A 24,063-nucleotide genomic window follows, 5' to 3' on the forward strand; every position below is an offset into this window, starting at 1 on the left:
CTGACCGTGTTGTGGCAGAGCACCGCCCGGACGCTAAGTTCGACGAGGACGGCTACCCGATTCCCGAGGATCTGTCCGCTGTGATTGATTTCAGCGCGGCTGAGTTCTCTGGCGCTATCGAGGAGGAGTACATCCCCGCAGGTAGCGAAGAGGTTATTGCTATCGAAGAGGTTATCCTCGACGAGTCCGCTGAGTAATCTGCTTCTACAAGGATTCTTTGACGTACCATGCGCATTATCGTTGGTATTGGAGGGGGCATTGCTGCGTATAAGGCGGCGATGCTCCTTCGTCTTTTTGCGAAGAATGGCGACGAGGTAATCGCCATGCCCACCCCGAACGCGACGAAGTTCGTGGGTGTTCCCACCCTGGAGGCGCTGAGCGGCAACCCCGTCTCAACGGACGTGTTTGACCGTGTGCCGGAGGTGAACCACGTGCGTCAGGCTGAGCAGGCTGATGCTGTGGTGATTGCCCCGGCGACCGCTGATTTGCTGGCTCGTTTGGCGGCTGGTCGTGCTGATGATCTGCTGTCCTCTACGGTGTTGACGACGCACGCTCCGGTGATTTTGGCGCCGGCGATGCACACCCAGATGTGGGAGCATCCGGCGACTCAGGCGAATGTGCAGACGCTGCGTTCGTGGGGTTATCACGTGATTGAGCCTGCGATTGGGCGTTTGACGGGCCCGGATTCTGGTCCGGGTCGTATGCCAGAGCCGGAGGATATTTTCGCGGTGGCGCTGGATGTGATTGCTCGCTTCCCGAAGGGGCAGGTGCACCCGGTGTACACGCCCGGTTACGCGCCGACTGAGCCCCTGTACACGGGCACGGAGCAGGAGCGTATGGCGGCGGCGCGTGCGGCGACGCTGACTTCGGCGTTGCTGGGTCAGGGTGATTCGAGCCAGGTTGAGCCTGGTCAGGTTGATTCGGGCCAGGCAACTGGCGCATCCGAATCGCTGCGTGGTCCTCTGGCCGGTCGCCTCGTGGTCATTACCGCTGGCGGCACCCGTGAGGCACTGGACCCGGTACGCTTCCTCGGCAACCGTTCGACCGGCAAGCAGGGCGTGGCGCTCGCGGAGGCGGCACGCGACCTGGGCGCGACCGTGCACCTGATTGGTGCGAACCTTGAGGTTCCCGCGCCGGAGGGTGTGCAGGTGACCCGCGTGGTGAGCGCCCTGGAGCTGCGTGAGGCGACCCTTGAGGCGAGCGCGGCGGCGGATGTGCTGATCATGTCTGCGGCGGTGGCTGATTTTAGGCCCGCCGAGTTTGCCGAGTTCAAGATTAAGAAGAGCGCCGATTCTGAGGATGCGCCGGTGATTCAGCTGGTGCGCAACCCGGATATTCTGCGTGAGGTCGTGGTGCGCCGCCAGCAGGCTCATGAGGCGGGGGAGAGCACCCTCGGTCCGAAGCTCATTGTTGGTTTTGCGGCGGAGACCGGTTCGGCGGAGAAGACTCCGTTGGAGCTGGGTCGTGAGAAGCTGCAGCGTAAGGGCACGGACTTCTTGGCGGTCAATACGGTGGGTGTGAATCGTGGTTTCGGCACGGACGATAACACGATTACGTTGCTGTCGACCCTGAATGATGAGGCGCCGGTGTTCTCCGGTTCGAAGAAGGAGCTGTCGGTGCGTCTGCTGGAGCATGTGGCGGCTTTCCTGCCTGAGCTTTCTGCCTGAGTTTTCTGTCTAAGGCAACCTGGCGTATCCGCGTAGAGTTTTGGAGCGTTTATAGTGTGGAGCCCGTGCGGTGCCTCCTGTGGGAGGTATCGTGCGGGCTTTGCTGTGCCCGCGGCAGTGTTACCGCGCGAGGTTCTTAGCCGGGGGCTGTACCCTCCGTAGCTCTGCCGTCCGCCTCCTTCTGTAGACCCCTCGGAGAGCATTATGTGCAAGCACTTGTGATGCGGGTTTCTTTCTTCTGGGGTTCCTTCTGGGGTTCGGTCGGGGGAGCGTCTCATATTTCTGTCATAGTGGTGAAATTTCTGACCGTACCCCTGAACCGTCAGATAAAGGTCTTGTATCATGGCATAGAGAGTATTTCGCGTTGAAGGGGAAGAAGCACCATGCCCGAGAATCAGAGCAAGCCCGCCACGGTACAGTCCGCCCAGAGTGAGGAGCGCCCTCAGATTCTGGTGATTACCGGTATTTCCGGTGCCGGCCGCAGCACTGTCGCAAACGTGCTGGAGGATGAGGGCTGGTACGTTATCGATAACATCCCACCGCAGATGCTCGGTTCCCTGGCTGAGCTGGTGACCCGTGACGGTGCGCGAGTTCCGAAGGTGGCGCTCGGCATTGACGTTCGCGCCCGCGCACTGTTCTCCGATCTTCCCGCTGCGATTGAGACTCTGCGCAAGTCCGATATTGACTTCTCCATGCTCTTCCTTGACGCCAAGGACGAAACCATTATTGCCCGCTACGAGGCTCAGCGCCGCCCGCACCCGCTGCAGGGTGAGGGCCGCGTCCTCGACGGTATCCGCGCTGAACGCACTCTCTTTGAAGGTCTGCGCCTCGCTTCTGACCGCACCATTGACACCACCGGCATGAATGTTCACGAGCTGGCTCGTACCGTGCGTGAAATGTTTGCTGAGGGTGCGGATAAGAAGCTGAACCTGACCGTGATGAGCTTCGGCTTCAAGTACGGTGCGCCTTCGGACGCTAACTACATGGCTGATATGCGTTTCATCCCGAACCCGCACTGGGTTCCGGAGCTGCGCCCCCTGACCGGTCAGGACGCCCCGGTGCGCGACTACGTGCTGGAGCACGCAGGCACCGAGGAGTTCATCAGCAACTATCTTGCGGCTCTTCGCCCCGTGCTTGAGGGCTACCGCCGTGAGGGTAAGTACTACGCCACCATCGCAATTGGCTGCACCGGTGGTAAGCATCGTTCCGTGGCTGTGACGGAGGAACTGGCTCGTCGTCTCTCTGCTTTCGGTGAGCTGAACGTGAATGTTCAGCACCGCGACAAGGGCCGCGAGTAAGTTTTTCCCGGCGCGTCCCAACCACCGCGTCGTGTTTCATTAGCCGCCGTCCGGCCCCGCACACCGTGGGGCCGGCATACCATTCCTTCCGGGTATGTGAGGTATTACTATGTCTACCCATTCGACCAGTTATGACACTCAGGGTATTCCGCGCCTGCCGGCTCTGCCGACTCAGGCTTTGCGCTTGTTGAAGACCACGCACCGTTCGCCGAAGGTTACGGCGATGGGCGGCGGCCACGGGCTGTACGGTTCCCTGTCTGCGTTGCGCCACGTCACGCCTGATTTGACGGCTGTTGTGACGGTTGCTGACGATGGCGGTTCGTCGGGTCGTTTGCGTGAGGAGATGGGTATTCTCCCTCCGGGTGATTTGCGTATGGCGCTTTCTGCGCTGTGTGATGACACCGATTGGGGTCGCACGTGGCGTGATGTGATGCAGCATCGTTTTAGCGCACCCGAGGGTTATGAGGGTGAGTTCCCGCTGGATTATCACGCGCTCGGTAACCTGCTGATTGCTACTCTCTGGCAGCTGCTGGATGACCCGGTTGCGGGTCTGGACTGGGCGGGTGCGCTGCTGAATGCGCGCGGCCGCGTGCTGCCGATGGCGCTGGATCCGATGGTCATTTACGGCACCGTGTTGCGTGAGCATAACGGCGGCGGTATTGAGCGTGTGAAGGTGGTCGGCCAGGTGAACCTCTCGAAGGAGGAGCGGGTTCACGATATTGGTCTATCTCCCGCAAATGCGCGTCCTTGCCCGGAGGCGCTCTCCGCTATTGAGGAGTCCGACTGGATTGTTTTGGGTCCGGGTTCGTGGCGTACTTCGGTTCTGCCGCATCTGCTGCTGGACGCTCAGCGTGAGGCGATTATTCGCACGGAGGCGCGCCGCTGCGTGGTTATGAACCTCTCCGACGATAAGGAGACGGTCGGCTTCACCCCGGCAACTCACCTGGACCTGTTGCGTCAGTACGCCCCGAAGCTGCACCTCGACGCCGTAATTGCTGACGCTGATATGCAGGCTGATCACCGTTCCGAGCTGGAGCGTGAGGCTTCCGCGATGGGTGCGAAGGTTGTGTGGGCGCATCTGCGCTCGAGCGCCCAGCCGAATGTGCACGACCCGCTGAAGCTTGCGGCCGCATATAACGAAGCGTTTGAGCTGAGCGCCTAGCGCTTTGGCTGGCGCATCCCAACGCTCAATCCTCACCGGCTTGCTTCACCGCGCGTGTGCGGTGTGAGTCCGGTTGTTGCGCGCGCCTCTCCCGCATTTCCCCGAATTTATAGACTCTTAGACACTACGCCCAGAAGGACCTGTTCATGGCATTAACCACGCTCGTCAAGGACGAACTTGCCAACTACGAGGCAACGAAAGTCTCTGCACGTAAGGCAGAAATCTCTACGATTCTGCGTTTTACCGGAGGCCTGCACATTGTCTCGGGGCGAATCGTGGTGGAGTCTGAGGTCGACCACGAGGCAACCGCCCACCGCATGCGCCGCACCATCGCCGAGATTTACGGCCACGACTCCGAGCTGACCAGCGTTAGCGGTGGTGGTCTGCGTCGAGGCGGCAGGTACATCGTGCGCGTGGATCACGGCGGTGAGGCGCTGGCTCGCCAGACCGGTCTGCTGGATTTGCGTGGCCGCCCGGTGCGTGGTCTGCCGCCGGCCGTGGTGAATGGCTCTCTGCAGGACGCGGAGGCGGTCATGCGCGGTGCGTTCCTGGCGCACGGTTCGCTGACTGAGCCGGGTCGCTCCTCCTCCCTGGAAATTACCTGCCCCGGTCCGGAGGCGGCGCTCGCGCTGGTGGGTGCGGCTCGTCGCCTGGACATTATTGCGAAGGCACGCGAGGTGCGCGGCACGGACCGTGTGGTGGTGCGTGACGGCGAGACGATTTCGCAGCTGTTGGAGCGTATGGGCGCGACCGGCACCCTGACCACGTGGCGTGAGGCGCGTACCCGCAAGGAGGTTCGTGCGACCGCGAACCGTCTGGCGAATTTTGATGATGCGAACCTGCGCCGTAGCGCTCAGGCGGCTGTTGCGGCGAGCGCTCGCGTGGAGCGTGCCCTGCAGATTCTGGGTCATGAGGCGCCGGATCATCTGCGCTATGCCGGTGAGCTACGTGTGTTGCATAAGCATGCGTCGTTGGATGAGCTGGGTCGTCTGGCTGATCCGCCGATGACGAAGGACGCGATTGCGGGCCGTATTCGTCGCCTGCTGGTGATGGCTGATAAGCGTGCTTCGGAGCTGGGCGTTCCGGGTACTGAGTTGCCGCGTGAGGACTAAGCGAGGGCTAGATTCTGGTCTGTGCGGCGCGGTCTGCGCGTGTGGCGGTGCTTGTGTCTGGGCATGTGGCTGAGGTGTTTGTGACGGTTTTATGACAAACCGAAACCCGCCGTTTTTGAACAAAAACCGCATATTTTTCAAAAATGAGCCTGTGGATAGCTTCTTTCTCGTTGTTCGAGGGGAGTTATCCACAGGTTCTTTGTTCGCGCTCGTGCGTTCGCGCGCGTGAGCCTAGGGTAGGGGTATGACGAGCATGACCCCCAACCCCGACCAGAACGCTGTACAGAGCCCTGCGCAGGACAGCGCAGCCCAGCCTGGCAACACAACCCAGCAGGGCGGCGCGCAGCGTAGCGCCCGCTCCCTGATGAACAGCCTCTACCGCAGCCCCCGCGCCCGCAAGAACGGTGCGCCGGATGCCGAGGACACCGTGCCGCTGGCTATTGCCGCTGAGGTAACGCCCGCGGAGGTAGCTGCCGAAGAAGCTGAGGCACCGCAGCCTGAATTTTCGCTGCCTAATTCTTCTCAGCCCGGCACCGCACAGCCCAGGGCGAGCCAGCCCGTACCTACCGGCGACCCTGTACCTACCAGCAAGCCCACGGCATCCCAGCCGGAGTCGAATGGTTGGGCTGACTGGGATCAGCAGCCCGATTGGAACGAGGTGGACGACTGGGCGGAGTGGGAGCAGGCCGATCAGCCCGGCACCACCCGCAGTGCCCGTTGGGGCTTGTCGCCGCGCGTGCTGCTTCTGGTGGCGGTGTTGGCGTTGGTTGCCGTGGTGTGGGGTGTGACCCAGTTTTCGGCGGCGCCGCGTGCCGAGCAGGTCGCCTCCCCGGGCGCTTCTGCCGAGTCGGTGCAGGCGGTGGGTGCCCAGCAGAGCCCCGGAACTCAACCCGGCACCCAGTCCGCTACTCAATCTACTGCCCAGCCGGGCGCTCATCCGAGTGAATCCGCGCAGGGTGGTGGCGCCTCCGGTGAGGCTACCGTGCGGGTACACGTGGCGGGTGCCGTGAACAACCCCGGCGTGTACACGCTGCCCGCGCAGGGTCGTGCCGTGGATGCGATTGCCGCCGCCTCCGGTGCCGCAGCGGATGCTGACCTGGACCGCGTGAACCTTGCCGGTGCGCTCAGTGACGGGGTGCAGATTTATGTGCCGCATCGTGGTGAGACGGCTGCTCCGGCGCAGATTCAGCCCAACGGTGGCACGGCGAATGCGGGTCAGGGTAATACCGCGCAGAGTGGCGCGGCTCAGAATAATGCCCCTCAGCCTGCGCGCACGCTGACCGCTTCGGGGGGCGCGCAGAAGGGCTCAACCCCGGTGAACATTAACACCGCCACCGCCGAGGAGTTGCAGAGCCTGCCGCGTATTGGTCCTGCGATGGCTCAGCGCATTATTGCTTGGCGTGAGGCGCACGGCGGTTTCCGTAGCGTCGATGAGCTGGATGCGGTGCCCGGCATTGGTCCGTCGATGCTGGAGAATCTGCGCCCGCTGGTGACGGTCTAATGTTCTCGCGGAACCGCCGGGAGATTGCGCCTCAGGGTCGCCCTTCACGGGGCAAGCGGGTATCTTCGCGAAAGCCCGCCGCACCTCAAAAACTCAGCACGCCGCACAAGCGTGCGGGGCAGGCAGAGGAGCTATTTCCCGGTTCCTCGCGCCTCACCCGGCGCCTCACCCGTTCCGCGGCTACGGCGTATGACCGTGCCCGCTACCGCTGGAGTATCGGCGCTGAACGGTGGCGTACCCGCCGTGATGAGCAGGAGCTGCGCGCCCAGGGAAGCCTCATTCACCTGGACTTTCGCCTGAGTTTTACGGTGCTGGTGCTGTGGGCTTTTACCGCGGCGGCGCTGACCGTGGGTACGTGGCGGGTGGTGCATCCGCTGGCGTGTGTGCTCATTGCCCTGCTGGGGTGCCTGGTGATTCTGCTGTTCTTTCCGCCGCGTGCGGTGATGCCCTACAGCCTGCTCTTTCGCACGACCGGTCAGCTGGTTTTTCTGGCGTGTATTGTCACGGTTCAGGCGGTGCTTTTGTGCGCTACGGGGGTGGATGCATCCCGCGCCACACTGCAGCAGGCGCAGGGTGCTTCGCTTCGTCTGAATGGCACGGTGGAGCAGGTTCGCCGCGTGGATCCGCGCACTACTCTGGTGGTTATTAAGCTGGAGGAAATTCAGGGGCGGAGCGTGCGTGCGCTGGTGAATGAGCGGGTGCGCGTGTACCGGCGTGACGGTTCGGCAAAGAGCGCCGCGCAGCGTCTGGAGGCAAGCTCGGCGACGAGTTCGGCGGCTCAGCAACAGGGGAACGGTAGCGCGCGTTCGCAGGCAATCTATCCTGGCATGAAGGTGACCGCCCTCGGCACAGTAGAATTCAACGGTTCCACGGCGAAGCTGAGCGGCGCAACTATTTTTCCCGCGCCCGCCTACGGTGCCGGGTCGAACACTGCCACCCGGCCTGCGGAGGAGCCGTACCTGTCCACGCTCAAGGAGCAGTTGCGTACCCGCGCCCTGGACACCCTCGGCACGGAGTCGGCGGCACTGGTTTTGGGTACCGCCTACGGGGATGATTCGCTGATGAGTTCCACCGCGCGGGAGGAGTATAAGCTCAGCGGGCTCAGCCATATTACGGCGGTGTCCGGGGCGAATATTGCCATCGTGTTTTTGGGTGCGTACCGGCTGGTGCTGGTGATTCGCCCGTACCGCCTCGCCAGCGCATACCTGCTGCTCTGTTCTTTGAAGGAACAGCTACGGGGGAGAGGCACGGCTCGTTCTCGCCGCCCCGCGTACCCCCGCCGCCCCGCCCAGTCTCAACAACATACCCCTCCAAATGCCCACGCCCTGCCGCCGCTCGTGCACCGGCTGAGCACCCTCGCCATTCCGCACCGCGTCATGGTGCTGTGCGGGGTCGCGGCGGTACTCGCCTACGCGATGCTGTTGGACTCTGAGGGTTCCGTAATTCGTTCCCTCGCCATGGGTCTGCTCGGCGCTTACGCGATGCTGCGCGGTTCGGGTCGCCAGTCCCTAGCGGCGCTGCAGACCACAGTGCTGATGTGTCTGCTTGCCGCCCCGCACCTCGCCGTGGACATGGGGTTCGCACTGTCGGTGACGGCGACCTCCGCACTGATTCTGCTGGGCCCGCCGCTGATTCGTCTGCTCATGCGCGTCATGCCGGTGTTCTGCGCGGAGATGCTTGCCGCGCCGATTGTGGCGTCCCTGTGGTGCACTCCGCTGATTCTGGCGATGAGCGGTACGGTGCCGCTCTATTCGGTTCCGGCGAATCTGCTTGCCGCTCCTTTGGCGCCGCTGAGTATGCTCGCCGGGTTGGCGGCGCTCGGATTCATGCTCCTGGGTGTGCCCACGCTGGCGGATTTGTGCCTGCGTGCCGGTGGTCTTGCCGCGCAGGGCATCGAGTGGGCGGCACACACTGCCGCACACGCGCCGGGTAACCCGTGGGAGCCCGGTTCGAGCGTGCCCGCGGTGGTGTGTAGCGCCCTCTGCGTGCTGGCGTTGAGCATTGCCCTCTGGTGGGTGGATGCACGCCGCTACCGTGCGGTCACGCACCGGCAGTATCTGCGGGTGGTACCGCACACCGCGCGCTCCCATCAGCCCGCCCGCCTCTGACAAACTACCCGACCAACTCCCTGACTAACCCTAGGAGGCACCTAAAAAGAAAACGCTATGATGGATACTCGAGACTCTACCCGCGCGGCACCCCCCCGCAGCGGGCCCGAGTTCACCCCGTACCCTGCAGATAAAGGCGAGTGATAAGCGTGTCCGAGCGTAAGCGTTCAACCCAGCGTGGTGGTTCCCGAGGCTACGCCCGCCGAGGTGGCCCCGCCCTCGACACCGCGTGGTGTACCGTCACCCCGGCACCCGCCGTCATGCTGTACGGTCCGGAGGAGTACTTCGCTTCCCGCGCTGCGGCACGCCTGCGTGAGCTCTTCCGCGAGGCGCACCCGGAGGTGGACCGCGTTCAGATTAACGCCGCCACCTACACGGCGGGGGAGCTGACCCTGCACGCTTCGCCCTCCCTGTTCGGTTCGGCGAAGATTATTGAGGTTGAGAACGTCGCCTCCATGAGCGACGAGTTTTTGACCGATACGCTCGCCTACCTGAACGCCCCCGAGCCGGACATCATGCTCATTCTGAACCACTCGGGCGGTAACCGCGGCAAGAAGCTCATCGATCTGGTGCGCTCCCAGTTCGTGCTCATCAACTGCAAGGCGCTCAAGACCGACCGCGAGAAGAGCGAGTTCTTGGCGGGGGAATTCGCCGCCGCCCAGCGCCCGATTACCGGCGGCGCCCTGGCACTGCTGACTGCCGCCGCCTCCGACACTGCGGAGCTTGCCGCCGCATGCCAGCAGCTGCTCTCTGACGTGCCCGGCGACATCACCGAAGAGGCGGTGAACCGCTACTACGGCGGCCGCACCGAGGTCACCGCGTTCCGCGTGAGTGACGCCGCGATTTCCGGCAACGCCCCCGAGGCTCTGCGCTTGCTCCGCCACTCCCTCGCCACCGGCACCGAACCGATTCCGATGCTTGGCGCGCTCGCCATGCGCATCCGCAATATTGCGCGCGTGCACCACGTGCGTATGAGCGCTAACGAGCTGGCGCGCGAGGTGGGCATGGCGCCCTGGCAGGTTGAGCAGGCTCAGCGTGACGGCCGCCGTTTTACCGGCGCCCAGTTGGCGCATATTGTGCAGCTTCTGGCTGATGCTGACGCGCAGCTGAAGGGCGAGTCGCAGGACGCCGTGTATGCGGTGGAGCAGGCTGTTTTGGCGATTGCTCTACCGCCGCGCCTGTAGTGCATAATAGAGCCCATGCTCGAAATTCTGAAGAAAATTTTCTTTGCTCTGCTGCCCTTCCTGCAGAAGGCGGCAGAGGATGCCCTCAATGACGCTACTGCGTCTAAGGGCGGCTCCGAGTCCTCCCAGAAGAGTGAATCCCGCAAGGGTGATTCTCGTCAGGGTGAGGCTCGCACCTCCGGCTCTTCGGCACCTAAGCCGAGCGCCCCGAAGCCTTCCTCTTCGACTCGTTCGGCAAGCACCGCCTCCGCTTCTGCGGGTTCGGATTACCCGGGCGATTACCGCGGCATGATTGACTTTGAGTACTCGCCCTCCCTGGATGGCGACGCTGACCCGGGTGAAATCGTGTGGACGTGGGTTCCCTTCGAGGAGGACCACTCACAGGGTAAGGACCGCCCGGTGCTCCTGGTGGGTCGTGACGGTGAGTACCTGCTGGCGCTGATGATGACCAGCAAGGACCACAATAACCGTGAGCACGCTGATTCGAACTACCTTGATATTGGTTCGGGTCCGTGGGATCCGCAGGGCCGCGCCTCTGAGGTGAAGCTGAACCGTGTGATTCGTGTTCGCCCGGATGCGATGCGCCGTGAGGGTGCGATTATGCCGGAGGATACGTTCCGCCTGATTGAGCGTGCGTGGACTCGCCGTAACGGCTAGCATCCTGTGCCGGTAGTTTCACCGGCGACCGGCGCCAATCGTCTGCGCCGGATGTGGAGTCCGCGTGTAGCGGTTTTCACAGTATTTTTCTCTCCGCGGGGGTCTGTCGTGGAGGCTGTTCATCTGGTATTATGTGTGGTTGAGTGTCCGATGGTCATCGGGCACTGCTGGCCGGTTGCCATAGGCATCCCCACGCCGCTCAGTCGATGATCGGCCAGCGTCGCCCTCACCGACCAATAAGACAAAACAGAAAGTTTAATTGTGGCTAACATTAAGTCTCAGAAGAAGCGTATCCTCACCAACGAGAAGGCTCGCCTGCGCAACAACATTGTAAAGTCCGAGCTGAAGACCGCGACCCGCAAGGTCAAGGCTGCTGTTGAGGCACAGAACCAGGAAGCTGCTGTTGAGGCTCTGCGTTTTGTGAACCGTAAGCTGGACAAGGCTGTTTCCAAGGGTGTTCTGCACAAGAAGACCGCTGCAAACAAGAAGTCCGGTCTTGCTGCGCTGGTAAACAAGGCTTTCTAAAACTTGCGGGGTACGTGAGTACCTCTCTGGTTTAAGGGCAGAGACCCCCTGTGTTCCCCCTCCTCTAAGGGGAATGCAGGGGGTTTCTTTATGCCTAATTCTTGGCACGGATTCCCTGCCCAGATTCGGGGAGGCACCCGCCCGGTGACGAAACCGCTTGCGGGTCGCGTGGGAGCCCGTATAGTGGGAACTATCAGCGGTAGCGCACACCGCCCACGCCTGCATATAGCGCCCTAAACGGCACTGCGAACGGCACTGGGGGAGCAAGCACCGCCGATACACACCACACAACCACCGACGGTTCACCGGCAACTTTCCATACACCCGGTGAACCGACCACGAGCTAAGGACCAACGATGAGCCAGCCGAACTTCCCGCCCGCCCGACTCTTTGACGCTTTCGCCAAGCCCGCCTCCACAGAACAGCCCGCGAAGAAGGGACTGCTCGGCAAGCTGGGCCTGGGCGAATCCTCCGAAGAGGACAGCTACACGACCGTCATGCTGGTCGGCTTCAACTCCGCGAAGGAACCGCCGGGCAACGGTGAGGACGCCCTCGACGTGATTCACCGCGCCTTCGACCCGTGCGATGAGAGCCCCGGCTTCGACATGGACGACTTCTACGACTATGCTTCCGTCGCCCCGCAGCTGCTGAACAACGACGACTCCGAATCCACGGTCCTGGTGTGGCCCAAGATGTTCTACAATATGGTCACCATCCCGGAGCGCCGCCTGCGCCTGCTTGTGGTGACCGGCCCCGCCCCGAGCCTGTGCCTGCAGCGGTTCATGACCCGCTTCTTCAAGTACGTGAAGAAGCTCCACGTGGACCACGCGATTTTCGTTGAGACCTTCGAAGATGAGGTGGCGCACACCCGCCCGTACCCGTACACGCTGACCACTCACGACGAGAAGCTGGCGGCAATCCCCGGCATTCTGCACGAGGACTACACCGGCCCCACCTCGGTGACGATGGCGATGTCTGCGCTCGCCGCCGAGCACGGCCTGTCCTCCTCGGTCATGCTGCGTATGAGCATCCCGGGGTATCTGAGCTTTGACCAGCAGAACCCGCGCGCGGTCGTGAGCCTAATCGAGGCGCTGGAAGTCATCCTCGGCATTAAAGTCGAGTCTGAGGAGTACGACCGCCTGCGCACCCACGCTGATGAGTGGGAGGCGGAGCTCGCCGAAGAAATGGCGAAGGACTACGAGAAGGTTGAGCTGGTGCGTGAGATTGAGCAGAAGATGGATTCGACTCTGCGCACTGTCTCCGGTGAGGTGATTGCCGAGGATATTGAGGGCTACCTTGATTCCCTCAGCGGCGCCTCCGAGGGCGTAAACCCTGCCGATGATGGTGCGGATTCCGCGGAGGATTCTTCGGAACGTTAGGTCCGTTCGCACATATGGCGCGGGTATGGGAAAATGATAGGTAACTATGCCCATACCCGCAGCCAGCATCTCGAAAGGATGATGTGATTGGCACCCATGTCGAAGAACCCGCCCGTACCGGCGGCGACCGACCCCGCGATTATTCGCAACTTCTGCATTATCGCCCACATTGACCACGGTAAGTCCACCCTCGCAGACCGTATGCTGCAGGCCACCGGCGTGGTTGCCCCGCGCGATATGAAGGCGCAGTACCTGGACCGCATGGACATTGAGCGTGAACGCGGTATCACCATTAAGTCTCAGGCTGTGCGCATGCCCTGGGATGTTGACGGCACCTCCTACGCGCTGAACATGATTGACACCCCCGGCCACGTGGACTTCACCTATGAGGTGTCCCGCTCCCTGGCTGCGTGTGAGGGTGCGCTTCTGCTCGTGGACGCCGCCCAGGGTATCGAGGCTCAGACCCTGGCGAACCTGTACCTGGCGATGGAGAACGACCTGACCATCATCCCGGTGCTGAACAAGATTGACCTTCCCGCGGCTCAGCCCGATAAGTACGCTGAGGAGCTGGCGAACCTGATTGGTTGCGAGCCGGACGAGGTCCTGCGCGTATCGGGTAAAACCGGTGAGGGTGTTGAGGCTCTGCTGGACCGTATTGTGGAGGCGATTCCCGCCCCGCAGGGTGACGCATCCGCCCCGGCGCGTGCCATGATTTTTGACTCGGTGTACGACTCGTACCGCGGCGTGGTCACCTATGTGCGTGTTGTGGACGGTAGCCTGCAGCCGCGTCAGAAGATTAAGATGATGTCCACCGGCGCTGAGCATGACCTGCTCGAAATCGGCGTGATTTCCCCTGAGCCCGTCCCGTCGAAGGGCCTGGGCGTGGGCGAGGTGGGTTACCTCATTACCGGTGTGAAGGATGTCCGTCAGTCCCGTGTGGGTGATACTGTCACCTCCGCCGCGAAGCCTGCGCAGGAGTCCCTGGGTGGTTACGAGGACCCCAAGCCGATGGTGTTCTCCGGTCTGTTCCCGATTGACGGTTCGGACTACCCGGCGCTGCGTGACGCACTGGATAAGCTGAAGCTTAACGACGCCGCACTGATTTACGAGCCGGAAACCTCTGCTGCTCTGGGCTTCGGTTTCCGCTGTGGCTTCCTGGGTCTGCTGCACCTGGAGATTGTGCGTGAGCGCCTGGAGCGCGAGTTCAACCTGGACCTGATTTCGACCGCGCCGAACGTTATTTACGACGTGGTGGACGAAGCCGGCAACGCTAAGCGCGTGACCAACCCGAGCGAATTCCCCGAGGGTAAGGTCGCGACTATTCGCGAGCCCATGGTGGCGTGTACGATTATTGCCCCGAGCGAGTACATCGGCGCGATTATGGAGCTGTGCCAGGCGCGCCGCGGCCAGATTGGCGGCATGGATTACCTCTCCGAGGACCGTGTGGAGATGCGTTACCGCCTGCCCCTGGCAGAGATCGTGTTCGACTTCTTCGATCAGCTGAAGTCCCGCACCCGCGGTTACGCGTCGCTGGACTGGAAGTTCGACGGCGAGGAAGAGGCCGACCTGGTGAAGGTCGACATCCTGCTGCAGGGCGAGAAGGTGGATGCGTTCAGCGCCATTACCCACCGCGATAAGGCGTACTCGTACGGCCTGATGATGACCTCGAAGCTGCGTGAGCTGATTCCTCGCCAGCAGTTTGAGGTGCCGATTCAGGCGGCTATCGGTTCGCGTATTATTGCCCGCGAGAACATCCGCGCGATGCGTAAGGACGTTCTGTCGAAGTGTTACGGTGGCGATATTTCGCGTAAGCGTAAGCTGCTGGAGAAGCAGAAGGAAGGCAAGAAGCGCATGAAGATGGTCGGTCGTGTGGAGGTCCCGCAGGAGGCCTTCATTGCGGCACTGTCTTCGGGCGAGGAGAAGGAAAAGAAGAAGTAGCCTTCTCGGCTCTTCCGATATAGGCGGCGTGCTCTACCCCTAAATGGGGGAGGGGTACGCCGCCTTTGTTGCGTCTAAACCGGCGTAAGCTACTTGGTGATAGGCAATTAGCATTATTTTGATATTCATTAGGGATAACGTGTGTTACCCCTTGTCAGGATATGGTAAGAAGGCGTAGGGTAGCAGAGGGTGTAGCACAGATGATTACACCCATGGTTTCCATTCAAAGGAGAATGTATGTACATTTCTAAGTTATCCATTGAAAATATTAAAGGATTTTACGGGAAAACTGAATTTAAATTCCAAAATGGCATGAATTACATCGTCGGAAATAATAACTCTGGAAAATCAACAATTTTTGATGCATTTAATTATCTATACGACTCAAAATCTGTTCCTGGAATCTATTCAAAAGAATCTTTTGAAAGCTCAGTCGAAATATGCCTTCGTGGGGGAGATTTAGAAGAATTGATGCAGATTGGAGATTTCAAAAAATTTCAAAACCATGTTTATCAAGTAGATGGTGAATCTGAAATTAGGTTCCGACGCAGTCTAAGGAAGAAAAACACGGAAGAAAAAATATAAATGAAAGAACGATTCTGGTATGGAATCAAGGTTCTGGATCTTTCGAAAATATTACTGGCATAGATGCATTATTTAAGAAATTTTTTGATATTACTATAGTTTATGCTGATGATACTCCCGAGAATCATCTGAATGCTGCATCGACTAAAACTTTAGGAAAACTTCTATCTAACGTGTATAAGAGTATTCAGGAAACATCGGAGTGGTCAGAGTATGTGGAATCACATAGAGCACTCTTTAGCGGCTCAAAGATTTCAAGAGATATACAGAGTATAGAAAATTCTTTGAACCAGCGGCTTAGTGGTCAGTATGGGAATTCAAACCTGCATCTCAACTTTGCTATTCCCGATGCAAGCAATTTCGTTAAAAACTGCTCGATTGAGTCAATCGAAGAGGTAAATGATGCACAGTACTCAGTTCCAATATCGGGTAAAGGTACAGGTGAACAGAGAGCAGTCATGCTTGCGCTACTACAAATACTTGCTGATCAGCAATCAAGCCTTTCAGGGGAATCTTCAGGGGAATCGGATATAAATAATATGATTTTTGGGTTCGATGAACCAGAAACATGGTTGCATCCAAAGGCGCAAATTAACCTAGCAGAGGCTCTTTGTAAAATTTCTGAAGATATGCAAATATTTGTGGTAACACATTCACCATATTTTATTCGAGAACTGCACAAATCTGGCTCAATGATTAATATTTCAGGGCCTGAATCAGGTGAAAATAGGGTGCGGTATGTTAATTCTTTGTCGAGTATGGGCCTTAACCGTCTATCTGCGGATGCCGTAAATTACTATGCCTTTGATATACCTAGTACGGGATTCATGGATGAATTATATGGACACTTTGCAGGTTGTTGCATGAATCCCAATGGTGGTACGGCTAATGAAAAAGATATTGAGCGAAAGCTAAAAGAGATCATGCCTGGAATATCTATTAAAAACTGGACAAGAGAACGAAAAGACGGTTCAACGAGTACATACCAGGTGCCTACATGTATATATGTAAGAAACTCCATCCATCACCCAGAAAACAATAATAATCCAAAGTATACATATACCGAACTTGATGATTCTATCCGTCAGCTAGAAGAAGCAATCCTGACAATAAAAAATAATTCTGGAGACTTCACTTGCAAGTGCCCATCGTAATATAAATATTTAAAATTTCACCCTTCGAATTAATCTATTACCTGAATTTTGGTAATCAGATGGTTAAAGGTGCGGACGCCTCCTATAATGGGGTGTCCGCACCATTGCTTTTCCAGGAGGCAGAATGCCCGCCCAGCCCACCGGCGACCCCGCACCCCGCGACGGGCGCATCCCCGCCACCAGCGCCGCAGGATGCGAAAACCGCGACTTCAGCCTCTACGTACACATCCCCTTCTGCTCCGTACGCTGCGGTTACTGCGACTTCAACACCTACGCCACCGAAGACTTCGGCGACGGCATCGGCCTCGGCACTTACGCCGACGACGCCATCGCAGAAATCCTCTTCGCCGCCCGCACCCTCGAAGCATCCGGCGTCGCAAAACGCCCCATGCACACCGTCTTCTTCGGAGGCGGCACCCCCACCAAACTGCCCGCCCGCGACCTCGTGCGCATCCTGCAAGCAGCTATCGACGTATTCGGCATCGTCGAGGGTGCAGAAGTCACCACCGAAGCGAACCCCGACTCCGTCACCCGCGAAGACTTGCAGACCCTCAAGGATGGCGGCTTCACCCGCGTGTCCTTCGGTATGCAGTCGGTCGTGCCCGAGGTGCTGCAGGTGCTCGACCGCACCCACACCCCGTCGAACGTGCCGAAGGTTGTCGCCTGGGCTAAAGAGGTTGGCTTGCAGGTGTCCGTGGACCTGATTTACGGTTCGCCGGGGGAGAGCCTGCAACAGTGGGAGCAGAGCGTTCGCGCCGCAATCTCCTACGAACCCGACCATATTTCCGCGTACTCGCTCATCGTGGAGGACGGCACCAAGCTTGCCGCGCAGATTCGCCGCGGCGAATACACCATGCCCGATGAAGACCTCATGGCGGACATGTACCTGCTCGCCGAGGAGCTGCTCACCGAAGCCGGCTACCAGTGGTACGAGGTCTCCAACTACTCGCGCAGCGAGGACACCCGCAGCGACCACAACCTCGCCTACTGGCGCAACCAGGACTGGTGGGGCATCGGCCCCGGCGCTCACTCGCACGTGAATGGCACCCGCTGGTGGAACGTGAAGCACCCGGTGCCCTACGCGCAGAAGGTGCGTGCGGGGGAGTCCCCGGCGGCGGCACGCGAGGTGCTGGACGCTTCGACCCGCGCCTTCGAGATGATCATGCTCATGATTCGTGTGCGCGAGGGCTTGGCGATGCGCGAGCTGCTCGCCGTGCACGACGAGGCGCAGCTGGGTGCCTCGTTGCGCTGGCTGGTTTCTCAAGCTCTGATTGAGCCTGATGCTTTGACCTCTCAGGCTGAACCTGACCCTGAAGCTCACGTGCGACTGACCCTTAAGGGCCGCCTGTTGGGCGATGCTGTGACGCGCGAGCTGCTTCCGGAAGTCTCTGAGTAGCGCGAGGAGCACTAAGAAATACCCGCGTGATAAGGGGCTTTTCAGTCTGGGTGGCATGCTGGTGCAGGTCTGTCGCAGCTCCACTTGGGCTCCGTCCCTGCCACCGCCCGCGCGCAACGCACACCCCGGGATTGCCGTAATATTTCGGTGATTTCGGGGTGTTTTCGCGGGTTCAGAAAAATTTTTAAAAAAATTTTCGGGGCTGTTTGGGGGAGTGCGAGGAGAGCATCAGACCTTACACCGGCGTGCTAATTGTTCGCATTTGTGCTGGACTAGCTGAAAGAATTTTCCACTCTTTCGTACTACTTTTAGGGTTCGTATTTTTCGAATACTTTCCTAAGAAAAATTTTCTCAAAACACCCAATTTCAAGTTGTGGTTGAAGGTTACGCTGTGCCATAATAGGTCATGGCAGGACGGTATATGTCTAACAGCGTGTTCTCGTCTTTGCTGAAGTTGAGTGAATACGGTTGTGGGCTCCTGGTAACAGGGGCCCACGATCGTTTAACAACGATTATGTACAGCACCATTCGGTAGAGTTTGCGGCAATTCATGCGCACTAGGCAAAGAAGCTCAGGTAAGGGAATTTAGGCAGTGCAGCTACAGCCCCAGCCAGGCACAGAACCGTCAGACACAAACCAGGTGTGCTAGCACCTCCGCCAGTAGCTTTGAGAACAGCAGCGCTTAAACGTAGAACGCCCCGCACACAACGTGCGGGGCGTTCATCGTAAAAGTTATCAGCGCGGTTTAGGACTCTGCAGACTCAGCGTTATCAGTGGAGTAGAAGCGGTCCAGCAGACGCGGGTTCAGGCGGTAGCTGTACGGCTCGCCGCGGTTCACCTCAATACCGGCGCGCAGCGACGCAACAGCCATGAACAGCCACACGAGCGCACCCAGAACCATGGCAATGTTGCCCATGCCGGGCAGGAACGACACAACCCACAGCACCACCAGAGCGATGGAGGGCAGGAGGGTGAAGTTCATTGCCTCGCGAGCTTCCTGCTCAGCGAAGGGCGCGTTATTGCGGCTGACGTAGAAAACCGCAGCGGAGGGGATGATGCCGAGAATACCGCCGAAATGCGCGAGAGTCGCGCGGTTGCGGTCCTGAATCACGCTAATCTTACGGGTTTTCTGAGGCCCGGTTGCCGGGCGAACATCGTTAGTCACGAAAATCCTAGTTCGATAGAAGTTTCTTGTGGCGGTCACCGAAGCCGGTGGATTTGCCCTCTGAAGAGGCAAATCGTTTGAGCGGTGGTGACCGGAGTGTAGTGATGGTGCAACATAAACCCACAGGGTCAATGCCACAGCTCAACTATTGTACCGCTTTAGCGGGTAAAACCCACAGGATAATACCCTCGAGGGAAAGGTTCTGAGCAAATTCACACCCTACCCCGCAGACGGGGGCGAATTGATGGGTTTGGGGCGTGCCTATGCGCCGGGCTCGGTCAGAAAATCGATGAGCGATTCGACCGGACCGAGCAGGGTCGGATCCAGGTCTGCGTAGGAGTCGACGCGGGAGAGGATGTGCTTCCACGCCTGCGCCACGTCTGCCTGCGTTTCGTGCGGCTGACCCAGGCGGCGTAGCGTGCCCTTCTTGAAGTCCTCGCCGCGCGGCACCTGCGGCCACGCCTTCAACCCCAGTACCGAGGGTTTGACCGCCTGCCAAATATCAATGAACGGGTGGCCCACGATCTTCACGTGCCCGGCGGCACCCGGCACGGCAAGCGCCTCCGCGACGATGCGTTGCTCCTTCGTTCCCTCAATGAGGTGGTCGACCAGAATACCCAGGCGGCGGCCCGGCCCCGGCGCGAACTCACGAATGGCACCGGCAAGGTCATCCACGCCGTGTAGCGGCTCCACGACAATACCCTCAACGCGCAGGTCGTGGCCCCAGACCTTCTCGACGAGCTCGGCGTCGTGCAGACCCTCAACCCAGATGCGGGAGGCGCGCGCCACCCGAGCCGGGGCGTTCTTCACCGCAATAGAACCGGAACGAGAAATCGTGCGCTTAGGCTCCTTTGCGGCAACCGGGGCAACAATCTCAACGGGCTCACCTTCAATCAGGTAGCCCGGACCCAGCGGAAAATTCTTTACGCGGCCCTTCGCATCCTCCAGACCGAAGAACAGGGCACCACCGATGCGTTCAGCTTTCACGACCTCGCCCACCCAGCCGTTAATATCCTCAATCAGCAGGCCGCGGCGCAGCGGCACCTTACGCGGGGTCGGCGCCTGGCGGCTCATGCGGTCGGCGTTTAGATCCTGGGCACCCCAGCCGTAGGGGGAGTGGTGGGTACTCAACGTATTCTCCTTCGGGGCAATCTTCGCAGGCGGTAGGGGCACAGATACGGTAGGACTACGGAGCCGATTTCAGGGGTGCACGCACCGCAGATTAAGCGGATAGCGGGAGCGACCCCCATTCAGCCTAGCCATTGTATCGGGTCGGGGGTAGTATCCCCTAGAATTGATACGACCATTGTTGGCGGTGCACTCATCGAGCACCGCCATCGTCTCGAGAGGAAGGAAACGCATGAGCCACTACGATACTCTCGGCGTATCGAAAGACGCCAGCCCCGAAGAGATCAAGAAGGCGTACCGAAAGAAGGCACGCCAGCTGCACCCCGACGTGAACCCCTCCGAGGACGCAGCCGAAGAATTCAAGCGCGTCACCCTCGCCTACGAGGTGCTCTCCGACCCCGAAAAGCGCCGCAACTACGACACCACCGGTGACGAACAGGGCCGCGCAGGCTACCCCGGAGGCGGCGGCTACCCGGGCGGCGGATTCAGCGGCTTCGGCGGTTTTGAAGACCTGCTGAACATGTTTACCGGCGGCGCGGCAGGTGCCCGCGGCCCCGCATCCCGTACCCGCCAGGGCCAGGACGACCTGATTACCGTCTCCATCACCCTGGAAGAAGCCGTCTTCGGTGTTGAGAAGACCATTGAGCGTCGCTCCGCCGTGACCTGTAAGTCCTGTAACGGCGAAGGCACTGCAGAGGGCACCCAGCCCGAAACCTGCACCACCTGCTCCGGCCACGGCTTCATGCAGCGCCGCGTACAGTCCATCCTCGGCACCGTCATGCAGCAGGTTGAATGCCCCGACTGCCACGGCTACGGCACCGTCATCAAGACCCCCTGCGCCGAATGCCACGGTCAAGGCCGCGTCCGTGAAGACGTTCCGCTGACCTTCAACGTTCCCGCCGGCGTGCACGACCAGGCGCGTATCCGCCTGCGCGGCAAGGGCGAGGCAGGCCTGTACGGTGGCCCCAACGGCGACCTGTACATTGACCTGAACGTCAAGCGCGACAAGTACTTCAGCCGCGAGGGCGACAACCTGGTCACCACCGTCAACATTCCCATGGCTGCGGCGGCACTGGGCACCACCATTCCGCTGAAGACCTTCGACGGCGACCAGGAAGTCAACATCCCCGCCGGCACTCAGAGCGGCGACGTGATCACCCTCAACGGTCTGGGCGCAACCGTGCTCGGCACCGAACGACGCGGCGACCTGCTCGTACGCGTTCAGGTGGTCACCCCGACCGACCTGACCGAAGAGCAGCGCGAGCTGCTGCGCCAGTTCGCGGCACTGCGCAACGAGCCGCTGAACGAAGGCGCGCAGGTTAAGCAGCGCGGCGGTCTCTTCTCCCGCCTGAAGGACCAGTTCAAGTAGGATTCCTACACCAAGCTGAGGATGCGGCGGGTGCGGTACTCAACCCGCACCCGCCGCATTCCTGTCAGTACTGCTGTCAGCACTGCGCTACACACGCCCGCGCTAAGCGACTATTTCACACTCCACCCGCACACTACCCACGCTTTCAAACCGCACCTCAAGGAGAACCATGAGCGCCCCCATCTTCTACATCAGCACGGAAGAATACGACGCACTCACCCCCGGCGCCACCTGCGCGCTCAGCGGCTCCGAAGGCAAGCACGCCCTCGTCAAGCGCCTTGAGCTCGGCGAACGCATCGACCTGGGTGACGGCACCGGCCGCCGCGCACTCGGTACGGTCGCCTCCATCAACGCGGACGGCGTGAGCGTGCAGGTGCAGGAGCTACGCGAGGAACGCAGCGTACCTTCCATCTACCTGGTGCAGGCGCTCGCGAAGGACGGCCGTGACCTGCTCGCCATTGAAACCGCCACCGAGCTGGGCGTGTACGGTGTGCTTCCGTGGAGCGCGGACCGCTCGATTGTGCGCTGGAAGGGGGAGCGCGCCTCCAAGGCACACACCAAGTGGCAGAACACCGTCACCGCCGCGGCAAAGCAGTCGCGCCGCGCGCTCATTCCCGAAGTGTACGACCTGTACAGCACCGCCGACCTGGTCGAACTCATTGAAGAAGTTGCTGGCTCTGAGCAGTCCGCCGCCGTGTTCATCCTGCATGAGCAGGCGACCGAACGCCTCAGCGTCCTGGCACGCAAGCTTGTAGAGGCAGAGAACCTGCCCGAAGAAATCTACCTGCTCGTCGGCCCCGAAGGCGGCATCAGCGACCGCGAAGTGCAGCTCTTCACCGACGCTGGCGCGCAGCTGGCACTACTCGGTGACGAGGTGCTGCGTTCCTCCACCGCTGGTTCTGCCGCCATGTGCACCCTGAACGTGGTGCTGGGCCGCTGGTAGAGCGCCCGCTACTGGATTCCCTCCGGTAGCACCCCTCTGCTAGAACCCAGCTGACAGAACCTAGCCGGTGCGTGGTGCATCACGCGCATCTATACTTGTAAATACATCACTAGCCAAGGAGCCCATATGACTACCTCCCGACCTCTCTCGACCGCGCGCACCGTGTCCTTCAAGAGCGCCGCAGAAATGATAGCCGTACTCGGCCCGCAGGACGCACACCTGGCGATTATCGAGGACTACTTCGAGCAGATTAGCCTGCGCCCCAAAGACCTGGACGTGCTCATCACCGGCCCCTCCGAGGCCGTCAACACCGCCGCAAAGCTGCTAAACGAGCTGCGCGTGCTCTCCAGCCACGACACGCAGATTACCGTGCAGGTCATTCACCGCCTCATGGGCATGCTCGGCGACGAACTGAGCAACCCGGCGCACTCGCTGTCTACCAGCATCCTCTCCACCCGAGGCACCACGATTCGCCCCAAGACTATTAACCAGAAGAAGTACGTGGACGCTATCGACGCGAACACCGTCATCTTCGGTATCGGCCCGGCGGGTACCGGTAAGACCTACCTCGCCATGGCGAAGGCTGTGCAGGCGCTGCAGAGCCACGAAGTGAACCGCATTATCCTCACCCGCCCCGCCGTGGAGGCTGGTGAGCGTCTGGGCTTCCTGCCCGGCACCCTCAACGAGAAGATCGACCCGTACCTGCGCCCGCTCTACGACGCACTGCACGACATGCTCGAGCCCGAAACCATCCCCAAGCTCATGGAGGCGGGCACCATTGAGGTCGCACCGCTGGCGTACATGCGCGGTCGCACCCTCAACGACGCATTCATCATCCTTGACGAGGCGCAGAACACCACCGCCGAGCAGATGAAAATGTTCCTGACCCGCCTGGGCTTCGGCTCGAAGATGGTTATTACCGGTGACATCACCCAGATTGACCTGCCCGGTGGTGCCGCCTCCGGCCTGAAGCAGGTGCGCAACATTCTGCAGGGTGTGGAGGATATTCACTTCAGCATCCTCGAATCCTCCGACGTGGTGCGCCACACCCTGGTGTCGAACATTGTGTCCGCCTACGATCAGTGGGGCGAAGACCAGAAGGCAATGGAACGCAAGCGCAACCGCAAGGTCAAGCGCGCCACCATCGAGGCGGCAGCCGAGAAGCTGCTGGACCGCGCCGGCATTAACGGCGGCTCCGAAAAGAACGCCGCGCAGAACCAGGCAAACTCCGACAACGCACAGACCACCCCGGAAGGACGCTAAACGGTGGCAGAGATCGAATTCGACTGTGAAGAACCCGCAACCGGTGCCGACCCGGCAACCGACGCCTTCATCCGCGAATCTTTCGAAGCGGTAGATACCGAGGTGCTCACCCGCCTCGTCGAGCACGCCTTCAAACGCATGCACCTTGCCGATGACACCTACCTGTCCATCGCCATCGTGAACGAAGACGAAATGGAACGCGTGCACATCGAATGGATGGACCTGCCCGGCGCAACCGACGTAATGAGCTTCCCCATGGACGAGCTGGAACCGGGAACCCCCGAAAACCCCTCCAGCGGCATGCTCGGTGACATCATCCTCTGCCCGCCCGTCGCCGCACGTCAGGGCGCAGACGCGGGTCACAGCACCCTCGACGAGCTGTGCCTGCTCACCACCCACGGTATTCTGCACTGCCTCGGCTACGACCACGGCACCGCCGAAGAGGAAGCTGAAATGTTCGGCATTCAGCGCTCCATCCTCGAAGAGTTCCTGGGCCGCCCGGCACCGGTTGAAACCCGACACTAGGGGA

20 protein-coding genes and 1 pseudogene are annotated in these 24,063 nt (G+C 60.4%); 19 read left to right on the forward strand and 2 right to left on the reverse strand.

What is annotated here, in order from left to right; genetic code table 11:
- From AB8E48_RS03960 to hemW, 15 genes and pseudogenes are all read left to right on the forward strand, one after another.
- A pseudogene (locus AB8E48_RS03960) lies at positions 1–197 on the forward strand (DNA-directed RNA polymerase subunit omega); the annotation flags it as partial.
- Between the two features lie 30 nt (positions 198–227).
- Entirely contained in the window at positions 228–1,667 is a 1,440-nt protein-coding gene (locus AB8E48_RS03965) for a bifunctional phosphopantothenoylcysteine decarboxylase/phosphopantothenate synthase (protein ID WP_070604309.1), read from the forward strand.
- 383 nt (positions 1,668–2,050) lie between these two features.
- The gene (rapZ, locus tag AB8E48_RS03970) at positions 2,051–2,965 is read left to right on the forward strand and encodes an RNase adapter RapZ (protein ID WP_005505957.1); all 915 of its coding nucleotides are present in this window, start codon (positions 2,051–2,053) and stop codon (positions 2,963–2,965) included.
- Positions 2,966–3,074: 109 nt separating this feature from the next.
- The gene (locus AB8E48_RS03975) at positions 3,075–4,127 is read left to right on the forward strand and encodes a uridine diphosphate-N-acetylglucosamine-binding protein YvcK (protein ID WP_368885839.1); all 1,053 of its coding nucleotides are present in this window, start codon (positions 3,075–3,077) and stop codon (positions 4,125–4,127) included.
- 146 nt (positions 4,128–4,273) lie between these two features.
- Positions 4,274–5,239, forward strand: coding sequence for a DNA-binding protein WhiA (gene whiA, locus AB8E48_RS03980; RefSeq protein ID WP_005505961.1), 966 nt, complete (start codon positions 4,274–4,276; stop codon positions 5,237–5,239).
- A 244-nt stretch (positions 5,240–5,483) separates the two neighbouring features.
- Positions 5,484–6,740 carry a ComEA family DNA-binding protein gene (locus AB8E48_RS03985; protein WP_368885840.1) on the forward strand — a complete coding sequence of 419 codons (1,257 nt, stop codon included), beginning with the start codon at positions 5,484–5,486 and terminating at the stop codon, positions 6,738–6,740.
- Entirely contained in the window at positions 6,740–8,848 is a 2,109-nt protein-coding gene (locus tag AB8E48_RS03990; RefSeq protein ID WP_368885841.1) for a ComEC/Rec2 family competence protein, read from the forward strand. Before AB8E48_RS03985 ends, AB8E48_RS03990 begins: the two co-directional genes overlap by 1 nt.
- Before the next feature lie 149 nt (positions 8,849–8,997).
- Positions 8,998–10,032 carry a DNA polymerase III subunit delta gene (gene holA, locus AB8E48_RS03995; protein ID WP_368885842.1) on the forward strand — a complete coding sequence of 345 codons (1,035 nt, stop codon included), beginning with the start codon at positions 8,998–9,000 and terminating at the stop codon, positions 10,030–10,032.
- Between the two features lie 15 nt (positions 10,033–10,047).
- Complete coding sequence (locus tag AB8E48_RS04000; protein WP_368885843.1) at positions 10,048–10,689, forward strand: type II toxin-antitoxin system PemK/MazF family toxin; 642 nt, start codon at positions 10,048–10,050, stop codon at positions 10,687–10,689.
- A gap of 261 nt (positions 10,690–10,950) precedes the next feature.
- Positions 10,951–11,214, forward strand: a complete 264-nt coding sequence (gene rpsT / locus AB8E48_RS04005) for a 30S ribosomal protein S20 (protein ID WP_005505969.1) — start codon at positions 10,951–10,953, stop codon at positions 11,212–11,214.
- Positions 11,215–11,570: 356 nt separating this feature from the next.
- Positions 11,571–12,593, forward strand: a complete 1,023-nt coding sequence (locus AB8E48_RS04010) for a PAC2 family protein (protein ID WP_368885844.1) — start codon at positions 11,571–11,573, stop codon at positions 12,591–12,593.
- A gap of 96 nt (positions 12,594–12,689) precedes the next feature.
- Positions 12,690–14,531 carry a translation elongation factor 4 gene (gene lepA, locus AB8E48_RS04015; RefSeq protein ID WP_371260509.1) on the forward strand — a complete coding sequence of 614 codons (1,842 nt, stop codon included), beginning with the start codon at positions 12,690–12,692 and terminating at the stop codon, positions 14,529–14,531.
- A 237-nt stretch (positions 14,532–14,768) separates the two neighbouring features.
- On the forward strand, positions 14,769–15,116 hold the full coding sequence (locus tag AB8E48_RS04020) for an AAA family ATPase (RefSeq protein WP_368885845.1): 348 nt from the start codon (positions 14,769–14,771) through the stop codon (positions 15,114–15,116).
- A gap of 89 nt (positions 15,117–15,205) precedes the next feature.
- Positions 15,206–16,270 carry an ATP-dependent nuclease gene (locus tag AB8E48_RS04025; RefSeq protein WP_439958498.1) on the forward strand — a complete coding sequence of 355 codons (1,065 nt, stop codon included), beginning with the start codon at positions 15,206–15,208 and terminating at the stop codon, positions 16,268–16,270.
- 124 nt (positions 16,271–16,394) lie between these two features.
- Positions 16,395–17,666: a radical SAM family heme chaperone HemW gene (gene hemW, locus AB8E48_RS04030; protein ID WP_368885846.1), complete on the forward strand. Its 1,272-nt coding sequence runs from the start codon at positions 16,395–16,397 to the stop codon at positions 17,664–17,666.
- Positions 17,667–18,411: 745 nt separating this feature from the next.
- Here the strand turns inward: hemW and AB8E48_RS04035 are convergent.
- Both AB8E48_RS04035 and AB8E48_RS04040 read right to left on the reverse strand, forming a co-directional pair.
- Entirely contained in the window at positions 18,412–18,831 is a 420-nt protein-coding gene (locus AB8E48_RS04035) for a DUF4870 domain-containing protein (RefSeq protein ID WP_368885847.1), read from the reverse strand.
- 261 nt (positions 18,832–19,092) lie between these two features.
- Positions 19,093–19,962 carry a DUF3097 domain-containing protein gene (locus tag AB8E48_RS04040; RefSeq protein WP_368885848.1) on the reverse strand — a complete coding sequence of 290 codons (870 nt, stop codon included), beginning with the start codon at positions 19,960–19,962 and terminating at the stop codon, positions 19,093–19,095.
- Between the two features lie 229 nt (positions 19,963–20,191).
- Here AB8E48_RS04040 and dnaJ point away from each other — a divergent pair, with 229 nt between their 5' ends.
- The 4 genes from dnaJ (at position 20,192) to ybeY (ending at position 24,059) form a co-directional block, all read left to right on the forward strand.
- Positions 20,192–21,328 carry a molecular chaperone DnaJ gene (dnaJ, locus tag AB8E48_RS04045; RefSeq protein WP_296546127.1) on the forward strand — a complete coding sequence of 379 codons (1,137 nt, stop codon included), beginning with the start codon at positions 20,192–20,194 and terminating at the stop codon, positions 21,326–21,328.
- Positions 21,329–21,497: 169 nt separating this feature from the next.
- The gene (locus AB8E48_RS04050; RefSeq protein WP_368885849.1) at positions 21,498–22,271 is read left to right on the forward strand and encodes a 16S rRNA (uracil(1498)-N(3))-methyltransferase; all 774 of its coding nucleotides are present in this window, start codon (positions 21,498–21,500) and stop codon (positions 22,269–22,271) included.
- 126 nt (positions 22,272–22,397) lie between these two features.
- Positions 22,398–23,534 carry a PhoH family protein gene (locus AB8E48_RS04055; RefSeq protein ID WP_368885850.1) on the forward strand — a complete coding sequence of 379 codons (1,137 nt, stop codon included), beginning with the start codon at positions 22,398–22,400 and terminating at the stop codon, positions 23,532–23,534.
- 3 nt (positions 23,535–23,537) lie between these two features.
- Positions 23,538–24,059: an rRNA maturation RNase YbeY gene (gene ybeY, locus AB8E48_RS04060; protein ID WP_005505992.1), complete on the forward strand. Its 522-nt coding sequence runs from the start codon at positions 23,538–23,540 to the stop codon at positions 24,057–24,059.
- The last annotated feature ends 4 nt before the right edge of the window (positions 24,060–24,063 follow it).

It is taken from the genome of Rothia mucilaginosa, from assembly GCF_964211445.1.
GTDB lineage: Bacteria > Actinomycetota > Actinomycetes > Actinomycetales > Micrococcaceae > Rothia > Rothia mucilaginosa_E.

Coding starts and splice junctions, on each gene's coding strand:
- AB8E48_RS03965 (WP_070604309.1), top strand. CDS start 228: ATGCGCATTATCGTTGGTATTGGAGGGGGCATTGCTGCGTATAAGGCG.
- rapZ (WP_005505957.1), top strand. CDS start 2,051: ATGCCCGAGAATCAGAGCAAGCCCGCCACGGTACAGTCCGCCCAGAGT.
- AB8E48_RS03975 (WP_368885839.1), top strand. CDS start 3,075: ATGTCTACCCATTCGACCAGTTATGACACTCAGGGTATTCCGCGCCTG.
- whiA (WP_005505961.1), top strand. CDS start 4,274: ATGGCATTAACCACGCTCGTCAAGGACGAACTTGCCAACTACGAGGCA.
- AB8E48_RS03985 (WP_368885840.1), top strand. CDS start 5,484: ATGACGAGCATGACCCCCAACCCCGACCAGAACGCTGTACAGAGCCCT.
- AB8E48_RS03990 (WP_368885841.1), top strand. CDS start 6,740: ATGTTCTCGCGGAACCGCCGGGAGATTGCGCCTCAGGGTCGCCCTTCA.
- AB8E48_RS04000 (WP_368885843.1), top strand. CDS start 10,048: ATGCTCGAAATTCTGAAGAAAATTTTCTTTGCTCTGCTGCCCTTCCTG.
- AB8E48_RS04010 (WP_368885844.1), top strand. CDS start 11,571: ATGAGCCAGCCGAACTTCCCGCCCGCCCGACTCTTTGACGCTTTCGCC.
- lepA (WP_371260509.1), top strand. CDS start 12,690: ATGTCGAAGAACCCGCCCGTACCGGCGGCGACCGACCCCGCGATTATT.
- AB8E48_RS04020 (WP_368885845.1), top strand. CDS start 14,769: ATGTACATTTCTAAGTTATCCATTGAAAATATTAAAGGATTTTACGGG.
- hemW (WP_368885846.1), top strand. CDS start 16,395: ATGCCCGCCCAGCCCACCGGCGACCCCGCACCCCGCGACGGGCGCATC.
- dnaJ (WP_296546127.1), top strand. CDS start 20,192: ATGAGCCACTACGATACTCTCGGCGTATCGAAAGACGCCAGCCCCGAA.
- AB8E48_RS04050 (WP_368885849.1), top strand. CDS start 21,498: ATGAGCGCCCCCATCTTCTACATCAGCACGGAAGAATACGACGCACTC.
- AB8E48_RS04055 (WP_368885850.1), top strand. CDS start 22,398: ATGACTACCTCCCGACCTCTCTCGACCGCGCGCACCGTGTCCTTCAAG.